General features: G+C 33.1%; 21 protein-coding genes and 1 riboswitch. All 21 genes read right to left on the bottom strand.

Annotation, left to right across the window (positions count from 1 at the left end; all coding sequences use genetic code 11):
* Positions 1-49: 49 nt before the first annotated feature.
* Positions 50-1,006, bottom strand: coding sequence for a methylenetetrahydrofolate reductase [NAD(P)H] (gene metF, locus EV195_RS03470; RefSeq protein WP_132792956.1), 957 nt, complete (start codon positions 1,004-1,006; stop codon positions 50-52).
* Between the two features lie 12 nt (positions 1,007-1,018).
* Positions 1,019-1,261 (bottom strand): hypothetical protein, encoded by a 243-nt coding sequence (locus EV195_RS03465; RefSeq protein ID WP_132792953.1) that lies wholly within the window; start codon positions 1,259-1,261, stop codon positions 1,019-1,021.
* 6 nt (positions 1,262-1,267) lie between these two features.
* Positions 1,268-3,988 (bottom strand): methionine synthase, encoded by a 2,721-nt coding sequence (metH, locus tag EV195_RS03460; RefSeq protein ID WP_132792950.1) that lies wholly within the window; start codon positions 3,986-3,988, stop codon positions 1,268-1,270.
* On the bottom strand, positions 3,978-4,988 hold the full coding sequence (locus tag EV195_RS03455; RefSeq protein WP_132792947.1) for a homocysteine S-methyltransferase family protein: 1,011 nt from the start codon (positions 4,986-4,988) through the stop codon (positions 3,978-3,980). Before EV195_RS03455 ends, metH begins: the two co-directional genes overlap by 11 nt.
* A gap of 89 nt (positions 4,989-5,077) precedes the next feature.
* Positions 5,078-5,213, bottom strand: a riboswitch (SAM riboswitch).
* A gap of 144 nt (positions 5,214-5,357) precedes the next feature.
* The gene (cysM, locus tag EV195_RS03450) at positions 5,358-6,245 is read right to left on the bottom strand and encodes a cysteine synthase CysM (RefSeq protein ID WP_132792944.1); all 888 of its coding nucleotides are present in this window, start codon (positions 6,243-6,245) and stop codon (positions 5,358-5,360) included.
* Between the two features lie 10 nt (positions 6,246-6,255).
* Positions 6,256-6,978 (bottom strand): serine O-acetyltransferase EpsC, encoded by a 723-nt coding sequence (gene epsC / locus EV195_RS03445; protein ID WP_132792941.1) that lies wholly within the window; start codon positions 6,976-6,978, stop codon positions 6,256-6,258.
* Positions 6,979-7,037: 59 nt separating this feature from the next.
* A complete protein-coding gene (locus tag EV195_RS03440; protein WP_132792938.1) occupies positions 7,038-7,370 on the bottom strand; it encodes a 2Fe-2S iron-sulfur cluster-binding family protein in 333 nt (110 codons plus the stop codon).
* Positions 7,370-8,425 carry an NAD(P)/FAD-dependent oxidoreductase gene (locus EV195_RS03435; RefSeq protein WP_132792935.1) on the bottom strand — a complete coding sequence of 352 codons (1,056 nt, stop codon included), beginning with the start codon at positions 8,423-8,425 and terminating at the stop codon, positions 7,370-7,372. Before EV195_RS03435 ends, EV195_RS03440 begins: the two co-directional genes overlap by 1 nt.
* Positions 8,426-8,430: 5 nt before the next feature.
* Positions 8,431-9,012 (bottom strand): precorrin-2 dehydrogenase/sirohydrochlorin ferrochelatase family protein, encoded by a 582-nt coding sequence (locus EV195_RS03430; RefSeq protein ID WP_132792932.1) that lies wholly within the window; start codon positions 9,010-9,012, stop codon positions 8,431-8,433.
* Complete coding sequence (gene cobA, locus EV195_RS03425; protein WP_132792929.1) at positions 9,012-9,779, bottom strand: uroporphyrinogen-III C-methyltransferase; 768 nt, start codon at positions 9,777-9,779, stop codon at positions 9,012-9,014. Before cobA ends, EV195_RS03430 begins: the two co-directional genes overlap by 1 nt.
* Before the next feature lie 11 nt (positions 9,780-9,790).
* The gene (locus EV195_RS03420) at positions 9,791-11,893 is read right to left on the bottom strand and encodes a HEPN domain-containing protein (protein WP_132792926.1); all 2,103 of its coding nucleotides are present in this window, start codon (positions 11,891-11,893) and stop codon (positions 9,791-9,793) included.
* A gap of 11 nt (positions 11,894-11,904) precedes the next feature.
* Positions 11,905-12,252 carry a 4Fe-4S dicluster domain-containing protein gene (locus tag EV195_RS03415; RefSeq protein WP_132792923.1) on the bottom strand — a complete coding sequence of 116 codons (348 nt, stop codon included), beginning with the start codon at positions 12,250-12,252 and terminating at the stop codon, positions 11,905-11,907.
* Positions 12,253-12,258: 6 nt separating this feature from the next.
* A complete protein-coding gene (locus EV195_RS03410; protein WP_132792920.1) occupies positions 12,259-13,506 on the bottom strand; it encodes a sulfate adenylyltransferase subunit 1 in 1,248 nt (415 codons plus the stop codon).
* A gap of 101 nt (positions 13,507-13,607) precedes the next feature.
* On the bottom strand, positions 13,608-14,513 hold the full coding sequence (gene cysD / locus EV195_RS03405; protein ID WP_243693055.1) for a sulfate adenylyltransferase subunit CysD: 906 nt from the start codon (positions 14,511-14,513) through the stop codon (positions 13,608-13,610).
* 11 nt (positions 14,514-14,524) lie between these two features.
* Entirely contained in the window at positions 14,525-15,148 is a 624-nt protein-coding gene (locus tag EV195_RS03400) for a phosphoadenosine phosphosulfate reductase domain-containing protein (protein WP_207899763.1), read from the bottom strand.
* Positions 15,145-15,399, bottom strand: a complete 255-nt coding sequence (locus EV195_RS03395) for a DUF2061 domain-containing protein (protein WP_132793305.1) — start codon at positions 15,397-15,399, stop codon at positions 15,145-15,147. Before EV195_RS03395 ends, EV195_RS03400 begins: the two co-directional genes overlap by 4 nt.
* A 121-nt stretch (positions 15,400-15,520) precedes the next feature.
* Positions 15,521-15,928, bottom strand: coding sequence for an RrF2 family transcriptional regulator (locus EV195_RS03390; protein WP_132792914.1), 408 nt, complete (start codon positions 15,926-15,928; stop codon positions 15,521-15,523).
* A gap of 123 nt (positions 15,929-16,051) precedes the next feature.
* On the bottom strand, positions 16,052-17,221 hold the full coding sequence (locus EV195_RS03385; protein WP_132792911.1) for a trans-sulfuration enzyme family protein: 1,170 nt from the start codon (positions 17,219-17,221) through the stop codon (positions 16,052-16,054).
* On the bottom strand, positions 17,218-17,640 hold the full coding sequence (locus EV195_RS03380) for an OsmC family protein (protein ID WP_132792908.1): 423 nt from the start codon (positions 17,638-17,640) through the stop codon (positions 17,218-17,220). Before EV195_RS03380 ends, EV195_RS03385 begins: the two co-directional genes overlap by 4 nt.
* A 3-nt stretch (positions 17,641-17,643) precedes the next feature.
* Entirely contained in the window at positions 17,644-21,033 is a 3,390-nt protein-coding gene (thrA, locus tag EV195_RS03375) for a bifunctional aspartate kinase/homoserine dehydrogenase I (protein WP_132792906.1), read from the bottom strand.
* 4 nt (positions 21,034-21,037) lie between these two features.
* Positions 21,038-22,330: an O-acetylhomoserine aminocarboxypropyltransferase/cysteine synthase family protein gene (locus EV195_RS03370; protein ID WP_132792903.1), complete on the bottom strand. Its 1,293-nt coding sequence runs from the start codon at positions 22,328-22,330 to the stop codon at positions 21,038-21,040.
* Between the last annotated feature and the right edge of the window lie 19 nt (positions 22,331-22,349).

The raw sequence follows: 22,349 nt of genomic DNA, 5'->3' as shown, positions 1-22,349 counted from the left end.
TAGATTAGTACTTCCTCATTCAAAATTGTTACAAACAACATTCTTTTACCTAAAATATTTCACTTGCTATAGCTTTGATGTTATCAGATTTCCCCATTGAATAGTAATGTAAAAAAGGAACACCTTTAGAAATCAGCTCCTTACTTTGATTTATACACCACTCTATTCCGACTTCCCTAACTTGCTTATTATCTTTACACTTAACTACTGCCATGATTAATTCGTCGGGTAAATCTACTTTAAAACGATGCGGAATTAAATTCAACTGCTTTTTTGTTGAAATCGGTTTCAATCCTGGAATAATAGGAACTGTAATTCCTTCTGCTCTACATTTATCGACAAATTCAAAATACTTTTGATTATCGAAAAACATTTGCGTTACGATATAATCGGCTCCTTTTTTAATTTTTTTCTTCAAAAAATGAATATCCGAATCTAAGCTTGGAGCTTCCATATGTTTCTCAGGATAGCCTGCAACTCCTACACAAAAATCAGTTGGAGATGTATTTTGTAATTCTTCATCTAAATATTTCCCTTGATTTAAACATTCTATTTGATCAACTAAATCGCTAGCATATTGATGCCCTTCTCTTTCTGGTTTAAAATAAATCTCACTTTTCACAGCATCTCCTCTTAATGCCATTACATTATCAATCCCAAGAAAATCTAAATCGATTAAAAAGTTTTCGGTGTCCTCTTTCGTAAAACCTCCACACAACACATGTGGTATTGCATCTACATTATATTTATTTTGAATAGCCGCGCAAATACCAACAGTTCCTGGTCTTTTTTTTACAACCTGTTTTTGTAGTAATCCGTTTTCTAATTCTTTGTAAACGTATTCTTCTCTATGATAAGTTACATCTATAAACGGAGGGTTAAATTCCATTAAAGGATCTATATTATTAAAAATCGAATCTATATTTTGACCTTTTAAAGGCGGTAGAATTTCAAAAGAAAATCTTGTTTTTCCTTTGGATTGTTCTATATGTTCAGTTACTTTCATGTTGCTTTATATTTATTGAAGCACTAGCTTTTTAATTGTTTCAAAATCTCCTTCATATTCCCAATAAATCCATCTTCCATGAGCATAATCAGTTAAAATATATTTTTCACTAACAGATTTTATTCTAGATAGATTTACAAGTTTTTTACTGAATTGATCAACAGTAACCTCTTCTATTATTTCCTTATTTTGTTCATCAAACGCATGTACTATTTGATGACTTCCTAGTTTTAGTTCTATAAATTTTTTACTCATATCTTTTTAATCTGCTATAATTGGACTTAGCCATTTTTTAGCTAAATCATTACTTATACCTCTTCGTATTGTATAATCTTCTAATTGATCTTCTTTAATTTTTCCTAGTCCAAAATATTTCGCTTCAGCATTTCCGAAATAATATCCAGAAACACTCGCTGCTGGCCACATGGCTAAACTCTCTGTAAGTTCAACCCCAATATTCTCTTTTACTTGTAAAATCTCCCAAATTGTATTTTTCTCTAAATGATCTGGGCAAGCAGGATAACCAGGTGCAGGGCGAATTCCTTTGTAACTCTCTTTGATTAACTCTTCATTAGATAAGTTTTCAGCAGCTGCATATCCCCAGTAGCTAGTTCTTACTTCTTTGTGAAGGTATTCTGCAAAAGCCTCTGCTAAACGATCGGCAATCGCTTTGATCATGATTGAATTATAATCATCATTATTCTTCTCGTATTCAGCAGCGAGTTCAGCAGTGCCAAAACCTGCAGATACACAAAAACACCCGATATAATCTTGCTTATCACTTTCTTTAGGCGCAATGAAATCTGACAATGCAATATTTGGAACTCCTTCTTTTTTCTTAAGCTGTTGGCGAAGTGTTAGGAACTTAAATTTTCTGATGCTATCCTTTTTTTTCTTATTAACAGGATGAGATGCTGAAACAAGTTCAGCATGACTTTCGTTTAAAGTCACTTCAATATCATCTTCTACTGAGTTTGCTTCAAACAATCCGAAAACAGCTTTGGCTTTTAAGAGTTTCTTATCAACCACTTCTTTCAACAAAACTTTTGCGTCCTCGTATAATTCCGAAGCTTGGTTGCCAACAATTTCATCATTCAAAATATCTGGGAATTTCCCATGTAAATCCCACGATCTGAAGAACGGACTCCAATCGATATAGTCTAATAGAACAGTTAAGTCTAAATCCTCAATAATTTGAGTTCCTAAAAAGTTAGGCCTAACTATTTCAGTTGTTTCCCAATCAATTAAAAGTTTATTCTCTCTAGCTTCTTCAATTGAAACATAACTTTTTTGCTTTGTCCTATTTAAAAACTGATCTCTGAATTTATTGTATTCGCTTCTTATTTCTTCTTTATAAACTTTATTATTCTCTTGCAATAAATTTCCTACAACGGTAACTGCTCTTGAAGCATCATTTACATGAACTACAGAATTGGTATATTTTGGTGCAATCTTAACAGCTGTATGCGCTTTAGAAGTAGTAGCCCCACCAATTAACAATGGAATCTCCATATCTTGTTTCTCCATTTCATTTGCCAAGTACACCATTTCATCTAGCGATGGTGTAATTAAACCACTTAATCCAATAACATCAACTTGTTCTTTTTTGGCTACCTCTATAATTTTTTCAGGAGGAACCATAACTCCTAAATCAACTATTTCATAGTTATTACAACCTAATACAACACTCACAATATTTTTCCCGATATCGTGTACATCTCCTTTTACGGTTGCCATTAAAATTTTACCTGCTGAACTTGTAGTACTATCTTTAGATTCTTCTATAAAAGGTTGTAAATATGCTACGGCGCGTTTCATTACCCGAGCAGATTTAACCACTTGAGGCAAAAACATTTTTCCGCTACCAAACAAATCTCCAACCACATTCATTCCTGTCATTAAATGACCTTCAATCACTTGAATTGGTTTACTAACTGTTAATCTTGCTTCTTCTACATCCTCTTCAATAAACGCATCGATTCCTTTAACCAAACTATGAGTTATACGTTCTTGTAAAGCATTTTCTCGCCAAGCTAATTGTTTCGATGAATCTTCTTTTTTTATTCCTTTAACTGTTTCGGCAAACTCTAATAAACGTTCGGTAGCATCTTCTCTTCTATCTAATAAAACATCTTCTACGTGCTCTAATAAATCTTTTGGAATTTCGTCGTAAACTTCCAACATAGTTGGATTAACAATTCCCATATTCATTCCATGTTGAATGGCATGATATAAAAATGCCGAATGCATTGCTTCTCTTACGGTGTTATTTCCTCTGAAAGAAAAAGAAACATTACTGACTCCTCCAGAAACACTCGCATAAGGAAGATTTGTACGAATCCATTTTGTTGCATTAAAGAAGTCAATTGCGTTTTTACGATGCTCTTCCATACCCGTTGCTACAGGAAAAATATTAGGATCGAAGATGATATCTTCAGGTGGAAACTTAACGATATCAACTAAAATCCTATACGAACGTTCACATATTTCAATTCTTCGTTCATAGCTATCAGCCTGACCAACTTCATCAAAAGCCATCACAATAGTTGCGGCTCCATATCTTTTAATCAATGTAGCCTGACGAATAAAAGCTTCTTCACCTTCTTTTAATGAGATAGAATTTACAACACACTTTCCTTGAACAACTTGTAAACCAGCTTCAATGATTTCCCATTTAGAACTATCAATCATAATCGGAATTCTAGCGATATCTGGCTCAGAAGCAATTAAATTTAAGAATGTTACCATGGCATGCACACCATCTAACATTCCTTCATCCATATTTACATCTAAAATCTGTGCACCTCCTTCAACTTGATCTCTGGCGACTGCAAGTGCTTCACCATACTTTTCTTCTTTAATTAAACGCAAAAAACGTCTTGAACCCGTTACATTAGTACGCTCACCTACATTGATAAAATTACTTTCTGGTGTTATAATTAGTGGTTCTAATCCAGATAATTTTAAATACCTATTCTTCATGAGCTTCTACAACAGTTTTTCTTGGTTTGAAATTTTTTGCTGCGTCGGCAATTGCACCAATATGAGCTGGTGAAGTTCCGCAACAACCTCCTATAATGTTTACTAAGTTTTGTTCTAAGAAACTTTCAATTAATTTTTTCATTTCCTTAGGACTTTGGTCGTACTCTCCAAAAGCATTTGGAAGTCCCGCATTTGGATGAGCAGACGTAAAAAAGTGTGTATTATGAGACAATCTCTTTAAATAAGGTTCTAATTGTTCTGCACCTAGCGCACAATTAAATCCAACACTTAATAAAGGAATATGAGAAATTGAAATTAAAAAAGCCTCAACTGTTTGTCCTGAAAGTGTCCTTCCACTGGCATCAGTTATAGTTCCAGAAACCATAATAGGAATATCGATATTACGTTCTTCCTTTACCTCTTCAATAGCAAATAAAGCAGCTTTAGCATTTAAGGTATCAAAAATAGTTTCCACTAATAGCACATCTGATCCTCCATCTATTAAAGCTTCTACTTGTAGTTTATATGCAACTCGTAACTCATCAAAAGTTACTGCTCTATATTCTGGTTTGTTAACATCTGGAGATAAACTTGCTGTTCGGTTTGTTGGCCCTATGGAACCCGCTACAAATCTTGGTTGTTTTGGCGTTTTTAGTGTAAACTCATCAGCTACTTCTTTCGCTATTTTTGCAGATTGAAAGTTAAGTTCGTACACTAAATCTTCCATATTATAATCTGCCATAGCAATGGTAGTTCCTGAAAAAGTATTAGTTTCAATAATATCTGCACCAACTGCCAGATATTTTCGATGGACATCTTTTACAGCTTCGGGTTGTGTAATTGAGAGTAAGTCGTTATTACCTTTAAGTGGAGTCGGATGATCTTTAAATCGATCTCCACGAAAATCTTCTTCAGTAAATTTATATTCCTGAAGCATGGTTCCCATTGCACCATCAAGCACAAGGATTCTTTTTTTTATTTCTGAATAAATATTTGACATTCCTGATATAATAATATTACGTGTTATCAGGAAAAGAAGAAGTAAATTTCTTTTGAGTTATCTCTCTGTAAAGCTGAAATGAATTCAACTTTTTATACACTGAAACAAGTTTAGTGCGAACAGTAGAATTTAGCACCTTCTTTGTAATTCTGAAATAGGTTCAGAAAAAACAAAGGGTTGCTAAGGCTTCAAAGGGTCTATTCCCTCCACCTTTCTTAATAACAACAATAATGTTTATGAACTAATTAAAGCACAAATGTAATTAACTTATTTTAAATAATAAACTTATCATTCGCACTTATTATTTATTTAACAATAATATTATTCCCGCCTCCGCGGGAATAATATTCAACTTTTTGTGACTAAACACTACTGAAAAATATCTGAAGATAAATATCGATCACCTCTATCACAAATAATAGAAACTATGATCCCTTCATCGATAGTTTCAGCTAATTTTAAAGCAGATGCAGCAGCTCCACCACTACTCATTCCTGCAAAAATTCCTTCTTCTTGAGCCAAACGGACAGTCATTGCTTGTGCTTCTTGTTGAGAAACTTCTAATACTTGATCTATTTTTTCTCTTTTGAAAATTGCAGGTAAATACTCTTTAGGCCATTTACGAATTCCTGGTATGCTAGCTCCATCTTTTGGTTGAACTCCTACAATTTGAATATTCTTATTTTTCTCTTTTAAGAAATCTGACACACCTGTGATAGTTCCTGTTGTTCCCATGGCAGAAACAAAATGCGTTACTTGTCCATCAGTATCTCTCCAAATTTCAGGACCCGTGGTTGAATAATGTGCTTTAGGGTTATCGAAATTATCAAACTGATTTAATCGAAAATAGCCTTTTTTATATTTTAATTCTAAAGCATGATCAATTGCACCTTCCATTCCTACTTCACTTGGCGTTAATATAACTTCTGCTCCATAAGCACGCATGGTTTTAACTCTTTCTACAGTTGCATTTTCTGGCATTACTAATACCATATTAACTCCTAAAACTTTTGCCATTAATGCTAAAGCAATTCCTGTATTTCCACTGGTAGCCTCTACCAATGTATCTCCTTTTTGTATGTTCTTCTTTTTTAAGGCTTCAGAAATCATAAAATAGGCAGCTCTATCTTTTACACTTCCTCCCGGATTATGCCCTTCTAACTTAAAAAATAGACGAACATTTTCTTTATTTAAAATATTTGTAGCTTCAACTAATGGTGTGTTTCCTACAAAATCGGTTATATTTTTTGAAATCATATACTTTATTTTAAGTATAAATACTGTTTTGAGATTTATAAATTACGGTTGAATTTGGTTCTATTGATGTTGTTATACAAACGTTAGCTCCAATAACACTGTTACTTCCTACATTTATGTTTCCTAATATAGTTGCATTCGCATAAATTGTTACATTGCTTCCTATCGTGGGATGTCTTTTAACTTCTGCTAATTCTTTTTTTACTTGAATTCCTCCTAAAGTAACTCCCTGATAAATACTTACATTGTTTTCAATAATAGTAGTTTCACCGATTACAACACCTGTTGCATGGTCTATAAAAAACGAATCGCCAATGGTTGCTCCAGGATGAATATCAACTCCTGTTAAACTATGTGCATATTCACTCATCATTCTCGGTAGAATAGGCACTTGAATTTTATACAATTCGTGACTTAACCTATAAATTGCAATGGCATGAAAACCAGGATATGCTAAGTACACTTCTCCTAAACTTTTACAGGCAGGATCTGTTGCTTCGAATGCTTTTGCATCTAAATCCAGCTTTTTTCGAATGTCGCAAAAAGATGTTTGGTAATATGTCCAAATATCATCAGCTTTATCAACTGACAATCCTTCTAAAATTTTCACAAACTGATCTTTTAAACGATGTGCTTTTTCTTGACAAACATCGTCAAACAAAGCGTAAAACAATTGTTTTGTAAACACTTCTACATCATCTTTGAGACTTAAGTTGTAATTATTGAATTGCATTCTTACTTTTTTATACTCGGTTTTAAACTAATTTAAAAGATACTAAAATAAATTCAGTACTAGCTCTCAGGTGCTAACTCAATTTCCAAGCCTTCTAATTCGGAAGTAATTTGAATTTGACAACCTAACCTGCTATTATCTTTCACATCAAACGCCTCTGCTAACATTGCATCTTCATCATCTGTCTTTTCAGGTAATTGATGATTAGAATTTATATAGCATTGACAAGAAGCACACATAGCTATTCCGCCACAAATTCCAATAGTACCTTCGGGAGCTAATTCGTATGAACGAACCACTTCCATAAGATTCATTGCCATATCTGTCGGAGCAAGTACCTCGTGAATTACACCATCGCGGTCTTTAATTTTGATATTTATATCTTGATCCATTATTCAATAGCTTTTACCACTGCTTTTGGTGCCTCTTTTTTGGTACCATCAAAACCTTCTACTCCACCAACAGTTGTATATTTCATGACATATTTTTTATCTGGAAAAATTCGTTTATAGGCACTTTGACACATTAACGTAGCTTCATGAAAACCACAAAGAATCAATTTTAATTTACCTGGATACGTATTTACATCACCAATGGCATAAATTCCTGGAATATTAGTTTGATAATCCAACGAGTTATCAACCTTAATTGCATTTTTCTCAATTTCTAATCCCCAGTTTCCAATAGGGCCTAATTTAGGCGCTAATCCGAATAGTGGAATAAAATGATCAGCATCCAAAATAAATGGCTCTTTATCCTTTTGTTCAACTACAACTCCTGATAGATGATCATTCCCAAGAATTCCTTTTACCTCTGCAGGCGTAATTAAATTTATCTTCCCTAAGTTTTTAAGCTCTTGAACTTTTTCAACTGAATCTAACGCTCCTCTAAATTCATTTCGTCTATGAATTAAAGTAACTGATTTAGCTATATCAGTTAAGAATATTGACCAATCTAAAGCTGAATCACCACCACCTGCAATTACTACGTCTTTATCACGATAGATTTCAGGTTCTTTAATCATATATTCAACTCCTTTATCTTCGAATTTTGCTAAATTCTCAATTTGAGGTTTTCTTGGCTCGAAACTACCCAAACCACCCGCTATTGCAACGACTGGAGCTTTATGTTTTGTTCCTTTATTTGTAGTAACAATAAAACTACCATCTTCTTGTTTTTCAATAGTTTCTGCACGCTCTCCTAAGGTAAATCCAGGTTGAAATTGTTTTCCTTGTTCTAATAATTTATCGGTTAAATCTCCCGCTAAAATTTCAGGATACGCTGGTATATCATAAATAGGTTTCTTAGGGTAAATCTCCGAACATTGACCTCCTGGTTGTGGTAATGCATCTATTAAATGACAACGCAATTTTAACAATCCTGCTTCAAAAACGGTAAATAAACCTGTTGGACCTGCTCCAATAATAAGTATATCTGTTTCTATCATTACTTTTACTTTTCTACTAAGCTCTTTGTGAACTCGTTTAGTTGTACTACTTTTTGTTCAAAGTCTCCTTTTATTGTTTTTCTGTAATCGTTTAAGTTTTTAACCAAATCGTCAATTGTATCTGGAATTACTTCTTCAAAAAACTGACGTAATCTTTTTGCTGTTGTTGGCGATTTTCCGTTAGTTGAAATCGCTATTTTCACATTTCCCTTAGTTACAATTCCTCCCATATAAAAATCACAATACGGTGGATTATCCGCCACATTTACCAACTTGTTTTGCTCTCGACAATCCCTATAAACTTGCATATTAACTTCTGGTTTGTCGGTAGTAGCAATCACCATATGTTTTCCGTCTAGATAAGAAGATTTATATACATCTTCTACAAACTTCACATCACCCTTTTTACCTAATGCCAAAGTTCCTTCTCTAAACATTGGAGAAACTAAGGTTACTTTCGCATCTGGACTTGATTTTAATAAGAACGTTAACTTTTCTTCTGCTACGAATCCTCCGCCAATGATTAACACTTCTAATTGAGAAGTTTTTAAAAAAATAGGATATAAATTATTTCGTTCTTGAACCATTAGACAATTTCTTTAACAACAATATCCTGTTGGATTTTTTCTAATTGAGTACGATGATTTACGACCTCTCCCAAAACAATTATTGCAGGATTACTCAATTTTCGTTCTTTAACTACATTTTCTATTGAATCTACCGTTCCAACACCTATTTTTTCATCTGGAGTTGTTCCATTTTGAATGATGGCTACTGGTAAATCATTCTTTCCTTCTTCTTGAAAAAGTTTTACAATTTGTGATAATTTTCCCATTCCCATAAGAATAACAACTGTTGCGTTTGACTTCGCTGCTAAAGCAATATCGTTAGACAATTGATGTTGTTTTGTAGTTCCTGTAATTACCCAAAAACTTTCAGAACTTCCTCTTTTTGTTAATGGTATATTTTGATAAGCTGGAACTGCCAATGACGATGAAATACCAGGTACAACTGAGACATTCATTCCTTTAGCTGCTGCATATTCCATTTCTTCTGCTCCACGTCCGAAAATAAAAGGATCTCCTCCTTTTAAACGAACTACATGACCATGGGAATAACCGCGCTCGACAATTAATTCATTAATTTGTTCTTGTTGATAACGATAACAACCTCTACGCTTCCCTACAAAAATTAATTCAGCTCTTGGACTTACATAACTCAGTAATTCTGAATTAACCAATGCATCATACAACACTACATCAGCATCCTTAAGGGTATTAATTGCTTTTAATGTTATTAATTCAACATCTCCTGGACCTGCTCCTACTACTGTTAATTTTGGTTGTACATTCATCTTCTTTCATCTTAACTTTCTACTGCTTTTTTTCTGTAAACATCTACTTTCGTATAAAATTCAGCCGCTTGCTTTGCATACTTTCTAGCGAAAGCTTCGGTAGGTTCATTTGTATTAATTTGGTAGACCAATTCTGAAAATGCTCCATCAATATTGATTTGGTTTGTATTCACAAATACTTCATCAAAATTTGAAATGATACCCGCGTGTGTGTTTGTTTTTGCTCCTTCTGCTGTTAACAATGCTTTTGCTGTATTTACGATTGCTGTATAAGAATGATAAATGCTATCAGACCATTTTTCTTCATTTATAGCTTCATTAGCATTTTGAATTTTCTCTTCACTTTCAAATAAAAGCGTAGCTACTAAATCAATTACTACTCCAGCACACTCTCCAACTCCAATTGCTTTAACATAATTTTTATCATGTCCCCAATCAATGAAATCATCTTCAGTTAAATTAGTAGTGTCTGATAAATGCTTTAAAATATCGTAGAAATACGTTTTTCCTTGGCGATCATAGTATGCTAAGAAATCTTCATTTTCTATTTTAGAATCTTCAAAATCATTCAATAATATTCGAAGCACTTCTGGTCCTCTTTTACTCGGAACTTTAATAACTTTATCTGAAAATCGTCCTTGACCATTTCCTAAAACTCCTCCTCCTAGTAACACTTGTAATGCGGGCGCTACCAAAACTCCAGATTTAATTGACATTCCTTGAAAACCAATATGCGCCATGTTATGTTGACCACAAGCATTCATACATCCACTAATTTTAATGGTAACATCTTTATTATTGATGTACTGCGGATATTCAGTTTTTAACACACGTTCTAATTCTGCAGCAATTCCCGTACTACTAGCAATTCCTAAATTACAAGTATCTGTTCCCGGACATGCTGTAATATCAGTAAGACTGTTATAACCTGCTTCTGCAAATCCTAGCTTTTTTAATTCTGAATAGAAAAAAGGTAAAAAAGCTTCTCTTACATGACGAATTAAAATATTCTGACGCAACGTGAAACGTAGTTCATTCGCTGCATATTTCTTGACTAAATCAGCAAGCAACCTAGCCTTATCAGTGTAAAAATCGCCTAAATGCACTTTGATTCCAATTGCAAATAATCCTTCTTGCTTTTGAGGAATTACATTGGTTTTTTTCCAAGCTTCAAACTCCAATTTATCCTCAATATCTACAGAAGGAATCTCCTCTGTTTCAAAAGTGATTTTAGTTTCAAAACTTGATGTATCAATTGGAAATGACTGATACGCCAAGGCTCTTTTTTCTTGTTCTACTAATGTTAAGAATCCGTCTAACCCAAGATCTTTTACTAAAAACTTTAACCTAGCTTTTGCTCTTTTAGCACGCTCTCCATAACGATCAAAAACTCTTAAAACTCCTTCTATAGTTGGAATTAATAAATCTGTTTCAAGAAAATCATACATAACATCGGCATGTCTAGGTTGCGAACCTAAACCACCAGCTAACAATACTTTAAATCCTTTTACTTCAGTAGTCCCAATCTTTTTGGTTTTTGCAATAAAACCTAAATCGTGCATAAAGCTTAAAGCAGAGTCAGCTTCTGTTGCAGAAAAAGACATTTTAAACTTTCGTCCCATTTCTTGACAAATTGGATTTCTCAAGAAAAACTGAAAGGTTGCATGCGCATAAGGCGTAACATCGAATGGTTCATTTACATCAATACCTGCAGTTTCAGAAGCTGTAACATTTCGTACAGCATTTCCACAAGCCTCACGTAGCGTAATATCATCTTTTTCTAATTGCGCCCATAATTCAGGAGTTCTATCTAAACTTACATGATGTATTTGAATATCTTGTCTTGTTGTAATATGCAATCTCCCTCGAGAATATTCATCAGAAACCTCTGCTATTCGATGCAACTGTTCACTCGTAACTTTACCATATGGAATTTTGATACGAATCATTTGTACGCCAAGTTGTCTTTGTCCGTAAACTCCACGAGCTAAACGTAGACTTCTAAAACGTTCTTCATCTATTTTCCCTTCCTTAAAAAGACGAATCTTTCTTTCTAATTCTAGAATATCCTTCTCTACAATTGGGTTTTCTATTTCGCTTCTAAAACTTTGCATGATTTTTTTATTTAAGTATGCAAAAACTGTTGTTTATTTAATAATTCTTCTTCGGTTTCAACATGATTTTCATCTGGGACACAACAATCTACAGGACATACTGCCGCACATTGTGGCTCATCATGAAACCCTTTACACTCTGTACACTTATCTGGTACTATAAAATAATATTCATCTGATATTGGATCTTGTTCATCTTCAGCATTTAATTTCACGCCATTTAAAAGCTCGATATCTCCTTCTAAAGAAGTACCTTGGCTATACCTCCAATTTTCAGCCCCTTCATAAATTGCAGTGTTTGGGCACTCTGGCTCACATGCTCCGCAATTGATGCATTCATCTGTTATTATAATTGCCATGCTTTTTTAATTTATAAAACCAACACCAGATGTGTTATTGGTTTTTGGGTTGATTAAAATGAATGCTCCATTAGATTTGTTATCCTTATAACTATCAACTAACAAAGGTTTACTGATTTTAAGACTTACTTTTCCAATTTCATTTAATGAAAGCTTTGAAGGATTGGTAACTTCTCCTGAAAAATCGGTGTAAATACTATTCTCTAGACTGGTAATTTTTACTTGAGCATCATTTACACCATGCTTGATGTAAAATTTTTCTGCCACTTGTAATGGTGATTTATCCATCCAGCAAATAGTTGCTTCTAACTGTTTTGTAACTCTAGGCTCTTCTCCTTTCTTTACAATCATATCACCTCTACCAATATTTACATCATCCTCTAGAGTTAGTGTAAATGAACTTCCACTCTTTGCTTCGTTATACTCTCTATCAAAAAAGTGAATACCTTTAATTGTTGATTCAATTGCAGATGGTAATACAGTAACTTTATCTCCAACAGCTAAACTACCTCCGTATAACTTACCTGCATACCCTCTAAAATCATGAAACTCTTCAGTTTTTGGTCTTATAATTGATTGAATAGGAAAACGAGCTTTAGAATCGTTGGTGCTTTCAAAAGGTTGTAAATCTTCCAAATACTCCAATAAACTTTTTCCAGAATACCAATTGATATTAGTAGATGAATTCACAACATTATCACCATGCAACGCAGAAATCGGAATAAAAGTTATTTTCTGGTTTTTATAATCACTTTTCTGAGCTAAGTACTCTATTTCTCCTTTAATTTGATTGAACCTTTCCTCCGAATAATCAACTAAATCCATTTTATTAACTGCAACCACAACCTCTTTAACGCGTAATAAATTATTGATAAAAAAATGGCGATACGTTTGCTCTACAACTCCGTTTCTAGCATCAACTAAAATGATTGACGCTTGTGAATTTGATGCTCCTGTAACCATGTTTCTAGTATACTCAATATGACCTGGAGTATCAGCAATTATAAAACTCGTTTTAGGTGTAGAAAAATAAATATGAGCAACATCAATTGTTATTCCTTGTTCTCGTTCGGCAACTAAACCATCTGTTGCTAATGAAAAATCTAAATAGTCAAAACCTCTTTGTCTACTTTTTTCTTCAATGGCCTGCAATTTATCTTCAGTCAACGATTTCGTATCATAAAGTATTCTTCCAATTAAAGTACTTTTACCGTCATCTACACTGCCTGCTGTTGCTATTTTAAGTACGTTCATTTTATATTGAATTTATAAGAGCTGAGACTGTAAGTTCTTTAATAATAATCCCCTAAATATTTTCCCCCACAGTCTTTTGCCCCAATAGTTATTTTATGCTTTTAAAAATATCCTTGTTGTTTTCTTTTTTCCATTGCAGCTTCCGAACGTTTATCATCGATTCTCGCACCTCTCTCAGAAATCCTTGAAACTCTAATTTCTTCTACAACTTTATCAATGTCACTTGCATTTGATAAAACAGCTGCGGTACAACTCATGTCTCCTACAGTTCTAAAGCGAACCGTTCGTTGCTCTATTTTTTCATCTTCTTCTCGGTAAACTACCTCATCATTTGCAGACCATATTAAACCATCTCTGATGAAGGTTTCTCTTTGATGCGCAAAATAAATGGATGGAATTTCTATTCCTTCTTTTTGAATATATGACCAAACATCAAGTTCCGTCCAGTTTGAAATTGGGAAAACGCGAACATTTTGGCCTATATCAATTCTTCCATTTAGCATATCGAATAATTCGGGACGTTGATTTCTTTCATCCCATTGACCAAAATCGTCTCTAACAGAAAAAATTCTTTCTTTTGCTCTTGCTTTTTCTTCATCTCGACGAGCTCCACCGATACAAGCATCAAAACCAAACTCTTCAATAGCGTCTAACAAGGTTTCGGTTTGTAAAATATTTCTACTAGAATATTTTCCAGTTTCCTCTTTTACTTTACCAGCATCGATATTATCTTGTACATTTCGAACAATTAATTCTACACCTAATTCCTTGACCAATTTATCCCTGAACTCTATAGTTTCAGGGAAATTATGACCTGTATCTATATGTAATAATGGGAATGGTATTTTTGCAGGATAAAATGCTTTTTGTGCCAATCGAACTAGCGTGATACTGTCTTTTCCTCCTGAAAATAATAACACTGGTTTTTCAAACTGTGCTACAACTTCTCGAAGAATATATATTGCTTCACTTTCTAATGCTCCTACACTTAATATATTTGTACTCATTACGCTATTTTTTAAATATGTAAACCACATTCTCTATTATTTTCCACCTTTGTTGGGTCAAAATATGTAAACTCATTTGGTAAGTTATACTTTTCGAGATAGGTATCCAATTCTTCATCTGAAAAATTATAAAATGGACTAACTTTAATAATACCGTCTTTACTAACAGAAACAATATCAATACTATCTCTGAATGCAGTTTGACCTTTTCTTAAGTTTGTAAACCACACATCTGGTTGGTGCTCTGTCATCGCTCTTCTAAAAGGCTCTAACTTAACCTGCTCTGTAAAAATACTATGATTTGGGTCATCTACAGTTGGTAAGCCCAAAACAACATTTCTATGAGCTACTGTTTGCTTAGGAACATACAGTTTTACATTTAACGACAGGCTTTTTATCAACCCTTCTGCATGTCTATAAGTTTGCGGAGTATTATATCCTGTATCACACCAAACTACTGGAATATCTTTCTTTTGAGAAACAACCAAGTGTAAAATTGCACCCTCATAAGGTCTAAAATTTGTAGTTATAATTGGATTTTTTGCTACGCTTAAACTCCACTTTATAATTTCTTCAGGAGATTTTCCTTCCAATTGTTTATTTATTGCTGAAATATTTATTTTTTCTAAACTCATCTTTTGCCCCATTTTATCGTATTCCAAACTCTTTCGTGAAAAAAGTATAATATCATTTTTGTAATTAGTTCAATTGCTCCAATTGATAGAGCTGTATCTATCTTCCCAGTAACAATCCATGAAATCAAAATAGTATCTAAAGTGCCCACTGCTCTCCAGCTAATTGACTTTACAATACTTCTAATTGGTTTCTCAGAATCCTTATCTTCTTTAAAATTTGTTTTGCTTTCTATTACTTGTTCTAAAATCATTTTATTAAAATACATTTACCCTATCGGGTTACTAGGATTTAATATTTGACAAATATACATACATGAATTTAATATCAAAATTAAAGTTCAAAAATTAACACTATAGTAATATTAGTAAAATCTATACTAGATCTGCAAGTGTTGTATTTCTTAGGACATTAAGGGTGTTATCTCGAACTTGAATCATTAATTTATGAACAGAACACTTGTCTTCATCTGGACAATCAGCACACTTTTCATAAAAATTAAGACTCACACAAGGTACCATTGCAATAGGACCTTCTAGGGTTCTAATAACCTTTGTCATTTTAACTTCAGTAGCATCTTTTAATAAATAATATCCGCCACCTTTTCCTTTTTTTGCACCAAGAATACCTGCTTTTCTTAGAGTAAGTAAGATACTTTCTAAAAACTTATGAGATATATTTTCGCTTTCAGATATTGTAGCTATCTGAACCTTAACACCTTTTTCTTGCCTAGCAATAAAAGTAAGTGCTTTTATCCCATATTTTGTCTTTTTAGAAAGCATATTACAAATATATACTTTCTTCTATTAATTGATTTTATTTGATAATGTCATTTTTGTAATTGAACGAAGTAAATAAAACTAATATATCTTCTTTTTATAGCTTCGACTCCGCTCAGCTACCATTTAAACTGATTCCAAAGCTTGCTTTAAATCATTAATTATATCCTCTACAAACTCTAATCCAACTGAACATCGTACCAAACCATCTGTAATGCTTACTTCTAATCGATCTTCTAAACTCAATTTACTATGTGTTGTTGAGGATGGGTGCGTAACAATTGTTCTACTATCTCCTAAATTTGCTGATAAAGAACATAGTTTAATTGCATCTAAAAACTTTCTTCCTGCCTCTACTCCTCCTTTAATTTCAAAAGCCACAATATTTCCACCCAAACGCATCTGTTTTTTTGCAACTTCATACTGAGGATGTGATTTTAAAAATGGATATTTTACAAAATTTACTTTTGGATGCTCTTCTAAAAATTGAGCAACTTTTATGGCGTTCTCACAATGTTTTTCAACTCTTAGCGCCAATGTTTCTAAACTCTTTGATAATACCCAAGCGTTGAAAGGTGACATAGCCGGACCAGTATTCCTCGAAAACAAGTAGATTTCTTTAATCAAATCGGCTTTTCCAACAGTAACTCCACCAAGAACTCTTCCCTGTCCGTCAATTAATTTTGTTGCAGAGTGAATTACTAAATCTGCCCCGAACTTAATCGGGTTCTGTAGATAAGGTGTTGCAAAGCAATTATCGATAACCAATAGTAAATTATGTTTTTTTGCTATTGCCGCTAACAACTCCAAATCTAAAATATCAACAGCTGGATTTGTTGGTGATTCAGCATATATAATTTTAGTATTCGGTTGAATTAAAGCTTCTACTTTATCTACTTCATTTACCTTAAAATAACTTGTTTCAATATTCCATTTCGGCAAATATTTAGTAAACAAACTATGTGTAGAACCAAATACAGAACGAGAAGAAACAATATGATCTCCAGAATTTAAGAGCGCTGCAAAAGTAGAAAACACAGCTGCCATTCCTGTAGCAAATGCATAACCTGCTTCAGCTCCTTCCATGACTACAATTTTATCTACAAACTCAGTTGTATTAGGATTTGAAAAACGACTATACAAATTCCGCTGCTTTTCTTCTGCAAAAGAAGCTCTCATATCTTCAGCATCCTCAAAAACAAAACTTGATGTTAGATACAATGGTGTTGAATGTTCGGAGAACTGGGATCTTTCGGTCTGAATTCTAACTGCTTGTGTTTCGAAATTGTGGCTCATATTTCTTCTTTATTTAAAACTACTTTGTAATTTATTTTAGCAGTTTGTTCAATAATCTTTGCAACAGAACAATACTTTTCTAAAGCTAGATTTGTTGCTTTTTTCACCTTACTACTACTTATCTCACCATCAAAACTATAGGTAATAGTAATCTCTTTAAAAATTGATGGGATTTGATCTTCTTCTCTAGATGCATCAATAGAAACATTGTAACCAAAATCAAAAACCTTCTGTTTGTTTAAAATCTTTACCACATCAATACTACTGCAACTAGCTAAACTTACTAGTAGTAATTCCATAGGTCGTATCGCATTTACTTGTGTGTGGTCAAGAGTTTGACCAACCAATAAAGAATAACCTGTTTGATTTTTAGCTTCAAAAACCAAATGCTTATTATAATTAGATAATTGAATGTTCATTATTTATTTTTTTGTTAATCGTAAAATATCACCAAATACACCTCTAGCTGTTACTTCTGCTCCTGCTCCTGCTCCTTGAATAACAATAGGCTGATTCCCATAAGATTCTGTATAAATTTCAAAAATGGCATCGGAACCTTTTAAACTTCCTAGAGGAGTAGTTTTATCTACAGAAACTAATTTTACATCTAAGTTTCCTTTGGTTTGTTGAAGGTCACCATGCAAATCTCCTATATATCGCAACACATGATTCTCTTCTTGATGCTCTTTGATTTTACTGAAATGCTCATCGAGTTTATCACAATTTTCGATGAACTCTGATGCACTAGAATCTCTGAATTCTTCAGGTATTAAATTTTCAACGTTTATATCTTCAAATTCATTTTCTAAATCCAATTCTCTTGCTAGGATTAGTAACTTTCTAGCTACGTCATTACCGCATAAATCTTCTCTAGGATCTGGCTCAGTATAACCGTTATTTATTGCTTCTTTCAGTACAGTTGAGAATGGAATATTTTCTTCAGAATATTTATTAAAAATAAAACTTAAGGACCCTGAAAACACACCTCGAATTCGTGTAATATTCTCTCCAGAATCGTGTAATAATTTAATCGTATCGATTAGTGGTAATCCGGCACCCACATTAGTTTCATAGAGATATGTTTTTTTATTTCGTTCTAATACTTCTCTTAGTTTTTTATAAAAAGAATGCGATACGGTATTTGCTATTTTATTAGACGAAACTAAATCAAATCCATTTTCTACTAACGGAATATAGTTCTCTATAAACTCTTGATTTGCTGTATTATCAACGGCAATTAAATTTTCTAAATGATGTGCTTTTGCAAAATCAATTACTGCATCAACAGAGCTCTCAATTTTACTCTCATTTAATTGAACTTTCCAATTGTTATCAATTCCATTTTTTGAAAGTAATACCGACTTTGAATTAGCTACTGAAAAAATAGTTAACTGAATTTTTCTTCGATCTAAAATAGCTGGAGCACTTTGAATAATTTGATCGATAAGTGTTCCGCCTACCAAACCTTTCCCAAAAATGGCTATGTTAATTTTCTTGGCAACTCCAAAAATTTGTCCGTGAATTACATTTACAGCTTTGTGTAATTCCTCCTTTTTAACAACCAAGCTTACGTTTTTACCCGTAATAGTATTGTTAAACAATAATGGAACTATTTGATTTTTAATTAGTGCGTTATAAGGTAAATGAAACTCACTCAAATCTTGTCCCACAATAGAAATCACAGACACCTCATTTACAATACTAATCTGATTTACATCTTTAGTTACTAAATCATACTCGAACTCGTTTTTTAACGCTTTAACTGCTAATTGAGCTTTATCTTTCTCTACCACTAATCCTATACCTCTTTCTGAAGAACCTTGGGAAATGATACTTACACTAATATCATGATTTCCTAATGCTTTAAAAATTCTTGCATCAACACCAACTTTACCTAAGAGACCTCTTCCTTCAAAATTTAGTAAGGCTACATTTTCTAAAACAGAAATCGACTTAATACCTTTTGCATTGGATTTTGCAGTAATTAAAGTTCCTTTATCTTCTGGATTGAAAGTGTTTAAAATTCTTAGATTGATATTCTTTTCAATTAATGGAATTATGGTTTTTGCATGCAAAATATTTGCTCCAAAATTTGCTAACTCGTTAGCTTCTGAAAAAGAAAGCTCTTCAATTTTTTTAGCATCCGAAACTAAATCTGGATTTGCCGTAAAAATCCCATCAACATGTGTATAATTTTGTAATTCTTCAGCATCTAAATAATTAGCCAACAAAGAAGCTGTATAATTACTGCCATTTCTACCCAAAGTTGTTGTTTCATTTTTAAGATTAGAACCAATAAATCCTGAAACTACATTTACAGTTGTTCCGTTGTGTTTCTTATAATAATCAACTATATTTTCCTTTGATAAAACATCAATTGGTTGTGCATTTCCAAAGCTTTCATCTGTTTTTAACAATAATCTAGCGTCGGTAGCATTCGCATTAATTCCTCTTTGCTGTAATAACTCAGTTACCGATTTTATTGCTATTAACTCTCCTTGGGCTAGCACCTCATCTTTAACTTTTGTACTAAAATCTTGCAATAAACTTACACCTTCCAGTAGCTTTTCAAGTTTACCAAACTCTTCACTAAAATCGAGTAAAGGCGTAATTTGACGCTGACTGTGCTTAAACGCTTCTAATTGTTCTTGATACACCTGATTGCTAGCTGCTTTATGTAAAATAGATTCTAATTCGTTGGTAGCATTTCCTCTAGCTGAAACGACCACTGTTATTTTTTCTCCTTTGTCTATTTTATCTTCTATAATATCAATAACTTTCGATATTCCTTCGTTGGATAACGATTTGCCACCAAACTTTAAAACTTTCATCTTCTTTATGTTTTCAGTCTCATTAAATATTGGTTCGAAAATGCGTATTAACTGATCGTATTCAATTAAAAAAGCATCATGCCCATGAACCGAATTGATTTCGTTATATGTTACATTTGAACTGTTTTGTGCGAGTTTCTTATAGGTTTCTCTGTTCTCTTCAGCTGTAAAAAACAAGTCAGAATCTACGCCAATAATGTGAATTTGTGCGTTAATACTTTTCAATATTTCATCGCTTTCATCACCTTTAGTAACATCAATAGTTTTTAACAATTGATTCATCAATTTATAAGAAGCTAACTGATATCTTTCTTGTAGTTTTTTTCCATGATGCAACAACCAACTCTCTACATTAAACAAGGTAGATTCTTCATTTTTACTTCTATGAAATCGTTGTTTGAAAGATTCTGGTGTTCGATAACATAGCATTGCATGTATTCTCGCATCATGTACTGGATTACTGGAATTTGTGAGAAACAGTTCCTGAATTTGACAATTGGCTATTAACCAATCCGTAGATTTCCAGTCGGTAGCAATTGGAATTAAATGCTTTGTTATAGTAGGATTTAATACAGCTATTTCCCAGGCAACTCCGCCTCCTAGAGAACCTCCAATTAACGCAAACAACTCGTTAATCTTTAATTCTTTCAAACCTAAAAGGAAAAGTTTGGCAATATCTCTAGCTACAAAACTTTTATAATCATCAATCAAAAAATCATCATAACCATTACCTGGAATATTAAAACATAGAATTGTAAAACGATTAGTATCTATAACCTTATGTGCTCCAATAACTTCTTTCCACCAACCAAAGTCTCCAGCTACATTGCTATTACCTGTTAACGCATGATTAACCATAATTACTGGTGCAGTACCCAATTCTCTTCCAAACAATTGATAACTTAATTGAATATTAGAAAACTGAGTACCACTCTCAGTAACATAACTAAGAATATGTATATGAGATAAATTATTTTTCACTTTTCTACGCTAAAACTGATTTTGGAATTTTTGCAAAAGCTTCTTTTAAATCGCTTTTTAAATCGTCTATATTTTCAATTCCTACAGACAAACGAATTAAATCTTTAGTAACTCCAGAGGCTTCTTGTTCTTCATCTGTTAACTGCTGATGCGTGGTACTTGCAGGGTGAATTATCAAAGATTTTGTATCTCCAATATTCGCAAGCAGAGAAAACAATTCTGTGTTATCTGCTACAGTTTTTGCACTTTCATATCCTCCTTTTACACCAAACGTTACAATTCCGCTTTGACCTTTAGGCAAATATTTATCTGCTAAATTTTTATATGGACTGCTTTCTAATCCTGGATAATTTACCCAAGCTACCTCTTCTTGGTTTTCAAGCCAAGCAGCTAATTCTAGCGCATTTTTACTATGCTGTTCAATTCTAACATTTAACGTCTCTAAACCTTGAATAATGTTAAAAGCATTAGTAGGACTTAATGCTCCTCCAAAATCTCTTAACCCTTCTAGAATTAATTTAAAAGTGAATGATAACTGTCCCAGCGTTTCGTAATATTTTAATCCATGATAACCAGCGGATGGTTCGGTGAATTCAGGAAATTTTCCATTATCCCAATCAAAATTACCACCATCTATAATTACTCCACCTAGCGAGTTACCTTGTCCGCCAATATATTTTGTAAGTGAATGGATTACAATATTTGCTCCATGTTTTATAGGATTTAACAATGAAGGAGTAGCCACAGTATTATCAACAATAAATGGAACTTTTGCTGCTTTTGAAACTTCAGCAATTGCTTCTAAATCTAACACATCTAGTTTTGGGTTTCCTAGAGATTCAACAAAAAATGCTCTAGTATTTTCTTGTACGGCTTCTTTAAAGTTTTCTGGATTAGAAGCATCTACAAATGTGGTTGTAATTCCTAATCTTGGTAAAGTAACTTTTAACAAGTTATAGGTTCCTCCGTACAAACTACTTGATGCTACAATATGATCACCTGCTTTTAAAAGCGTTAATAAACCTGTTGAAATTGCAGCAGTTCCTGAAGCAAACACTACTGCTCCTACTCCACCTTCAAGCGCTGCTAAACGATCTTGTAAAATTTGATTTGTTGGATTATTTAAGCGTGTGTAAATAAACCCCAGTTCTTTTAATGAAAATAAATTAGCGGCATGATCTGAATTTTGAAATACATACGAACTGGATTGATAAATTGGAACTGCTCTAGTGCCTAATGTTTGTTGAACATCATGACCTGCATGTAATGCTAACGTTTCGAATTTTTGTGTACTCATTTTTCTTCTTTTAGAAATA

It is taken from the genome of Tenacibaculum skagerrakense (assembly GCF_004345825.1).
Classification (GTDB): domain Bacteria; phylum Bacteroidota; class Bacteroidia; order Flavobacteriales; family Flavobacteriaceae; genus Polaribacter; species Polaribacter skagerrakensis.
This window is presented reverse-complemented; position numbering and strand designations above follow the sequence as displayed.

Excerpts from the sequence above, each read along its gene's own strand:
- metF (WP_132792956.1), bottom strand. The coding sequence starts at position 1,006 with ATGAAAGTAACTGAACATATAGAACAATCCAAAGGAAAAACAAGATTT.
- EV195_RS03465 (WP_132792953.1), bottom strand. The coding sequence starts at position 1,261 with ATGAGTAAAAAATTTATAGAACTAAAACTAGGAAGTCATCAAATAGTA.
- metH (WP_132792950.1), bottom strand. The coding sequence starts at position 3,988 with ATGAAGAATAGGTATTTAAAATTATCTGGATTAGAACCACTAATTATA.
- EV195_RS03455 (WP_132792947.1), bottom strand. The coding sequence starts at position 4,988 with ATGTCAAATATTTATTCAGAAATAAAAAAAAGAATCCTTGTGCTTGAT.
- cysM (WP_132792944.1), bottom strand. The coding sequence starts at position 6,245 with ATGATTTCAAAAAATATAACCGATTTTGTAGGAAACACACCATTAGTT.
- epsC (WP_132792941.1), bottom strand. The coding sequence starts at position 6,978 with ATGCAATTCAATAATTACAACTTAAGTCTCAAAGATGATGTAGAAGTG.
- EV195_RS03440 (WP_132792938.1), bottom strand. The coding sequence starts at position 7,370 with ATGGATCAAGATATAAATATCAAAATTAAAGACCGCGATGGTGTAATT.
- EV195_RS03435 (WP_132792935.1), bottom strand. The coding sequence starts at position 8,425 with ATGATAGAAACAGATATACTTATTATTGGAGCAGGTCCAACAGGTTTA.
- EV195_RS03430 (WP_132792932.1), bottom strand. The coding sequence starts at position 9,012 with ATGGTTCAAGAACGAAATAATTTATATCCTATTTTTTTAAAAACTTCT.
- cobA (WP_132792929.1), bottom strand. The coding sequence starts at position 9,779 with ATGAATGTACAACCAAAATTAACAGTAGTAGGAGCAGGTCCAGGAGAT.
- EV195_RS03420 (WP_132792926.1), bottom strand. The coding sequence starts at position 11,893 with ATGCAAAGTTTTAGAAGCGAAATAGAAAACCCAATTGTAGAGAAGGAT.
- EV195_RS03415 (WP_132792923.1), bottom strand. The coding sequence starts at position 12,252 with ATGGCAATTATAATAACAGATGAATGCATCAATTGCGGAGCATGTGAG.
- EV195_RS03410 (WP_132792920.1), bottom strand. The coding sequence starts at position 13,506 with ATGAACGTACTTAAAATAGCAACAGCAGGCAGTGTAGATGACGGTAAA.
- cysD (WP_243693055.1), bottom strand. The coding sequence starts at position 14,513 with ATGAGTACAAATATATTAAGTGTAGGAGCATTAGAAAGTGAAGCAATA.
- EV195_RS03400 (WP_207899763.1), bottom strand. The coding sequence starts at position 15,148 with ATGAGTTTAGAAAAAATAAATATTTCAGCAATAAATAAACAATTGGAA.
- EV195_RS03395 (WP_132793305.1), bottom strand. The coding sequence starts at position 15,399 with ATGATTTTAGAACAAGTAATAGAAAGCAAAACAAATTTTAAAGAAGAT.
- EV195_RS03390 (WP_132792914.1), bottom strand. The coding sequence starts at position 15,928 with ATGCTTTCTAAAAAGACAAAATATGGGATAAAAGCACTTACTTTTATT.
- EV195_RS03385 (WP_132792911.1), bottom strand. The coding sequence starts at position 17,221 with ATGAGCCACAATTTCGAAACACAAGCAGTTAGAATTCAGACCGAAAGA.
- EV195_RS03380 (WP_132792908.1), bottom strand. The coding sequence starts at position 17,640 with ATGAACATTCAATTATCTAATTATAATAAGCATTTGGTTTTTGAAGCT.
- EV195_RS03370 (WP_132792903.1), bottom strand. The coding sequence starts at position 22,330 with ATGAGTACACAAAAATTCGAAACGTTAGCATTACATGCAGGTCATGAT.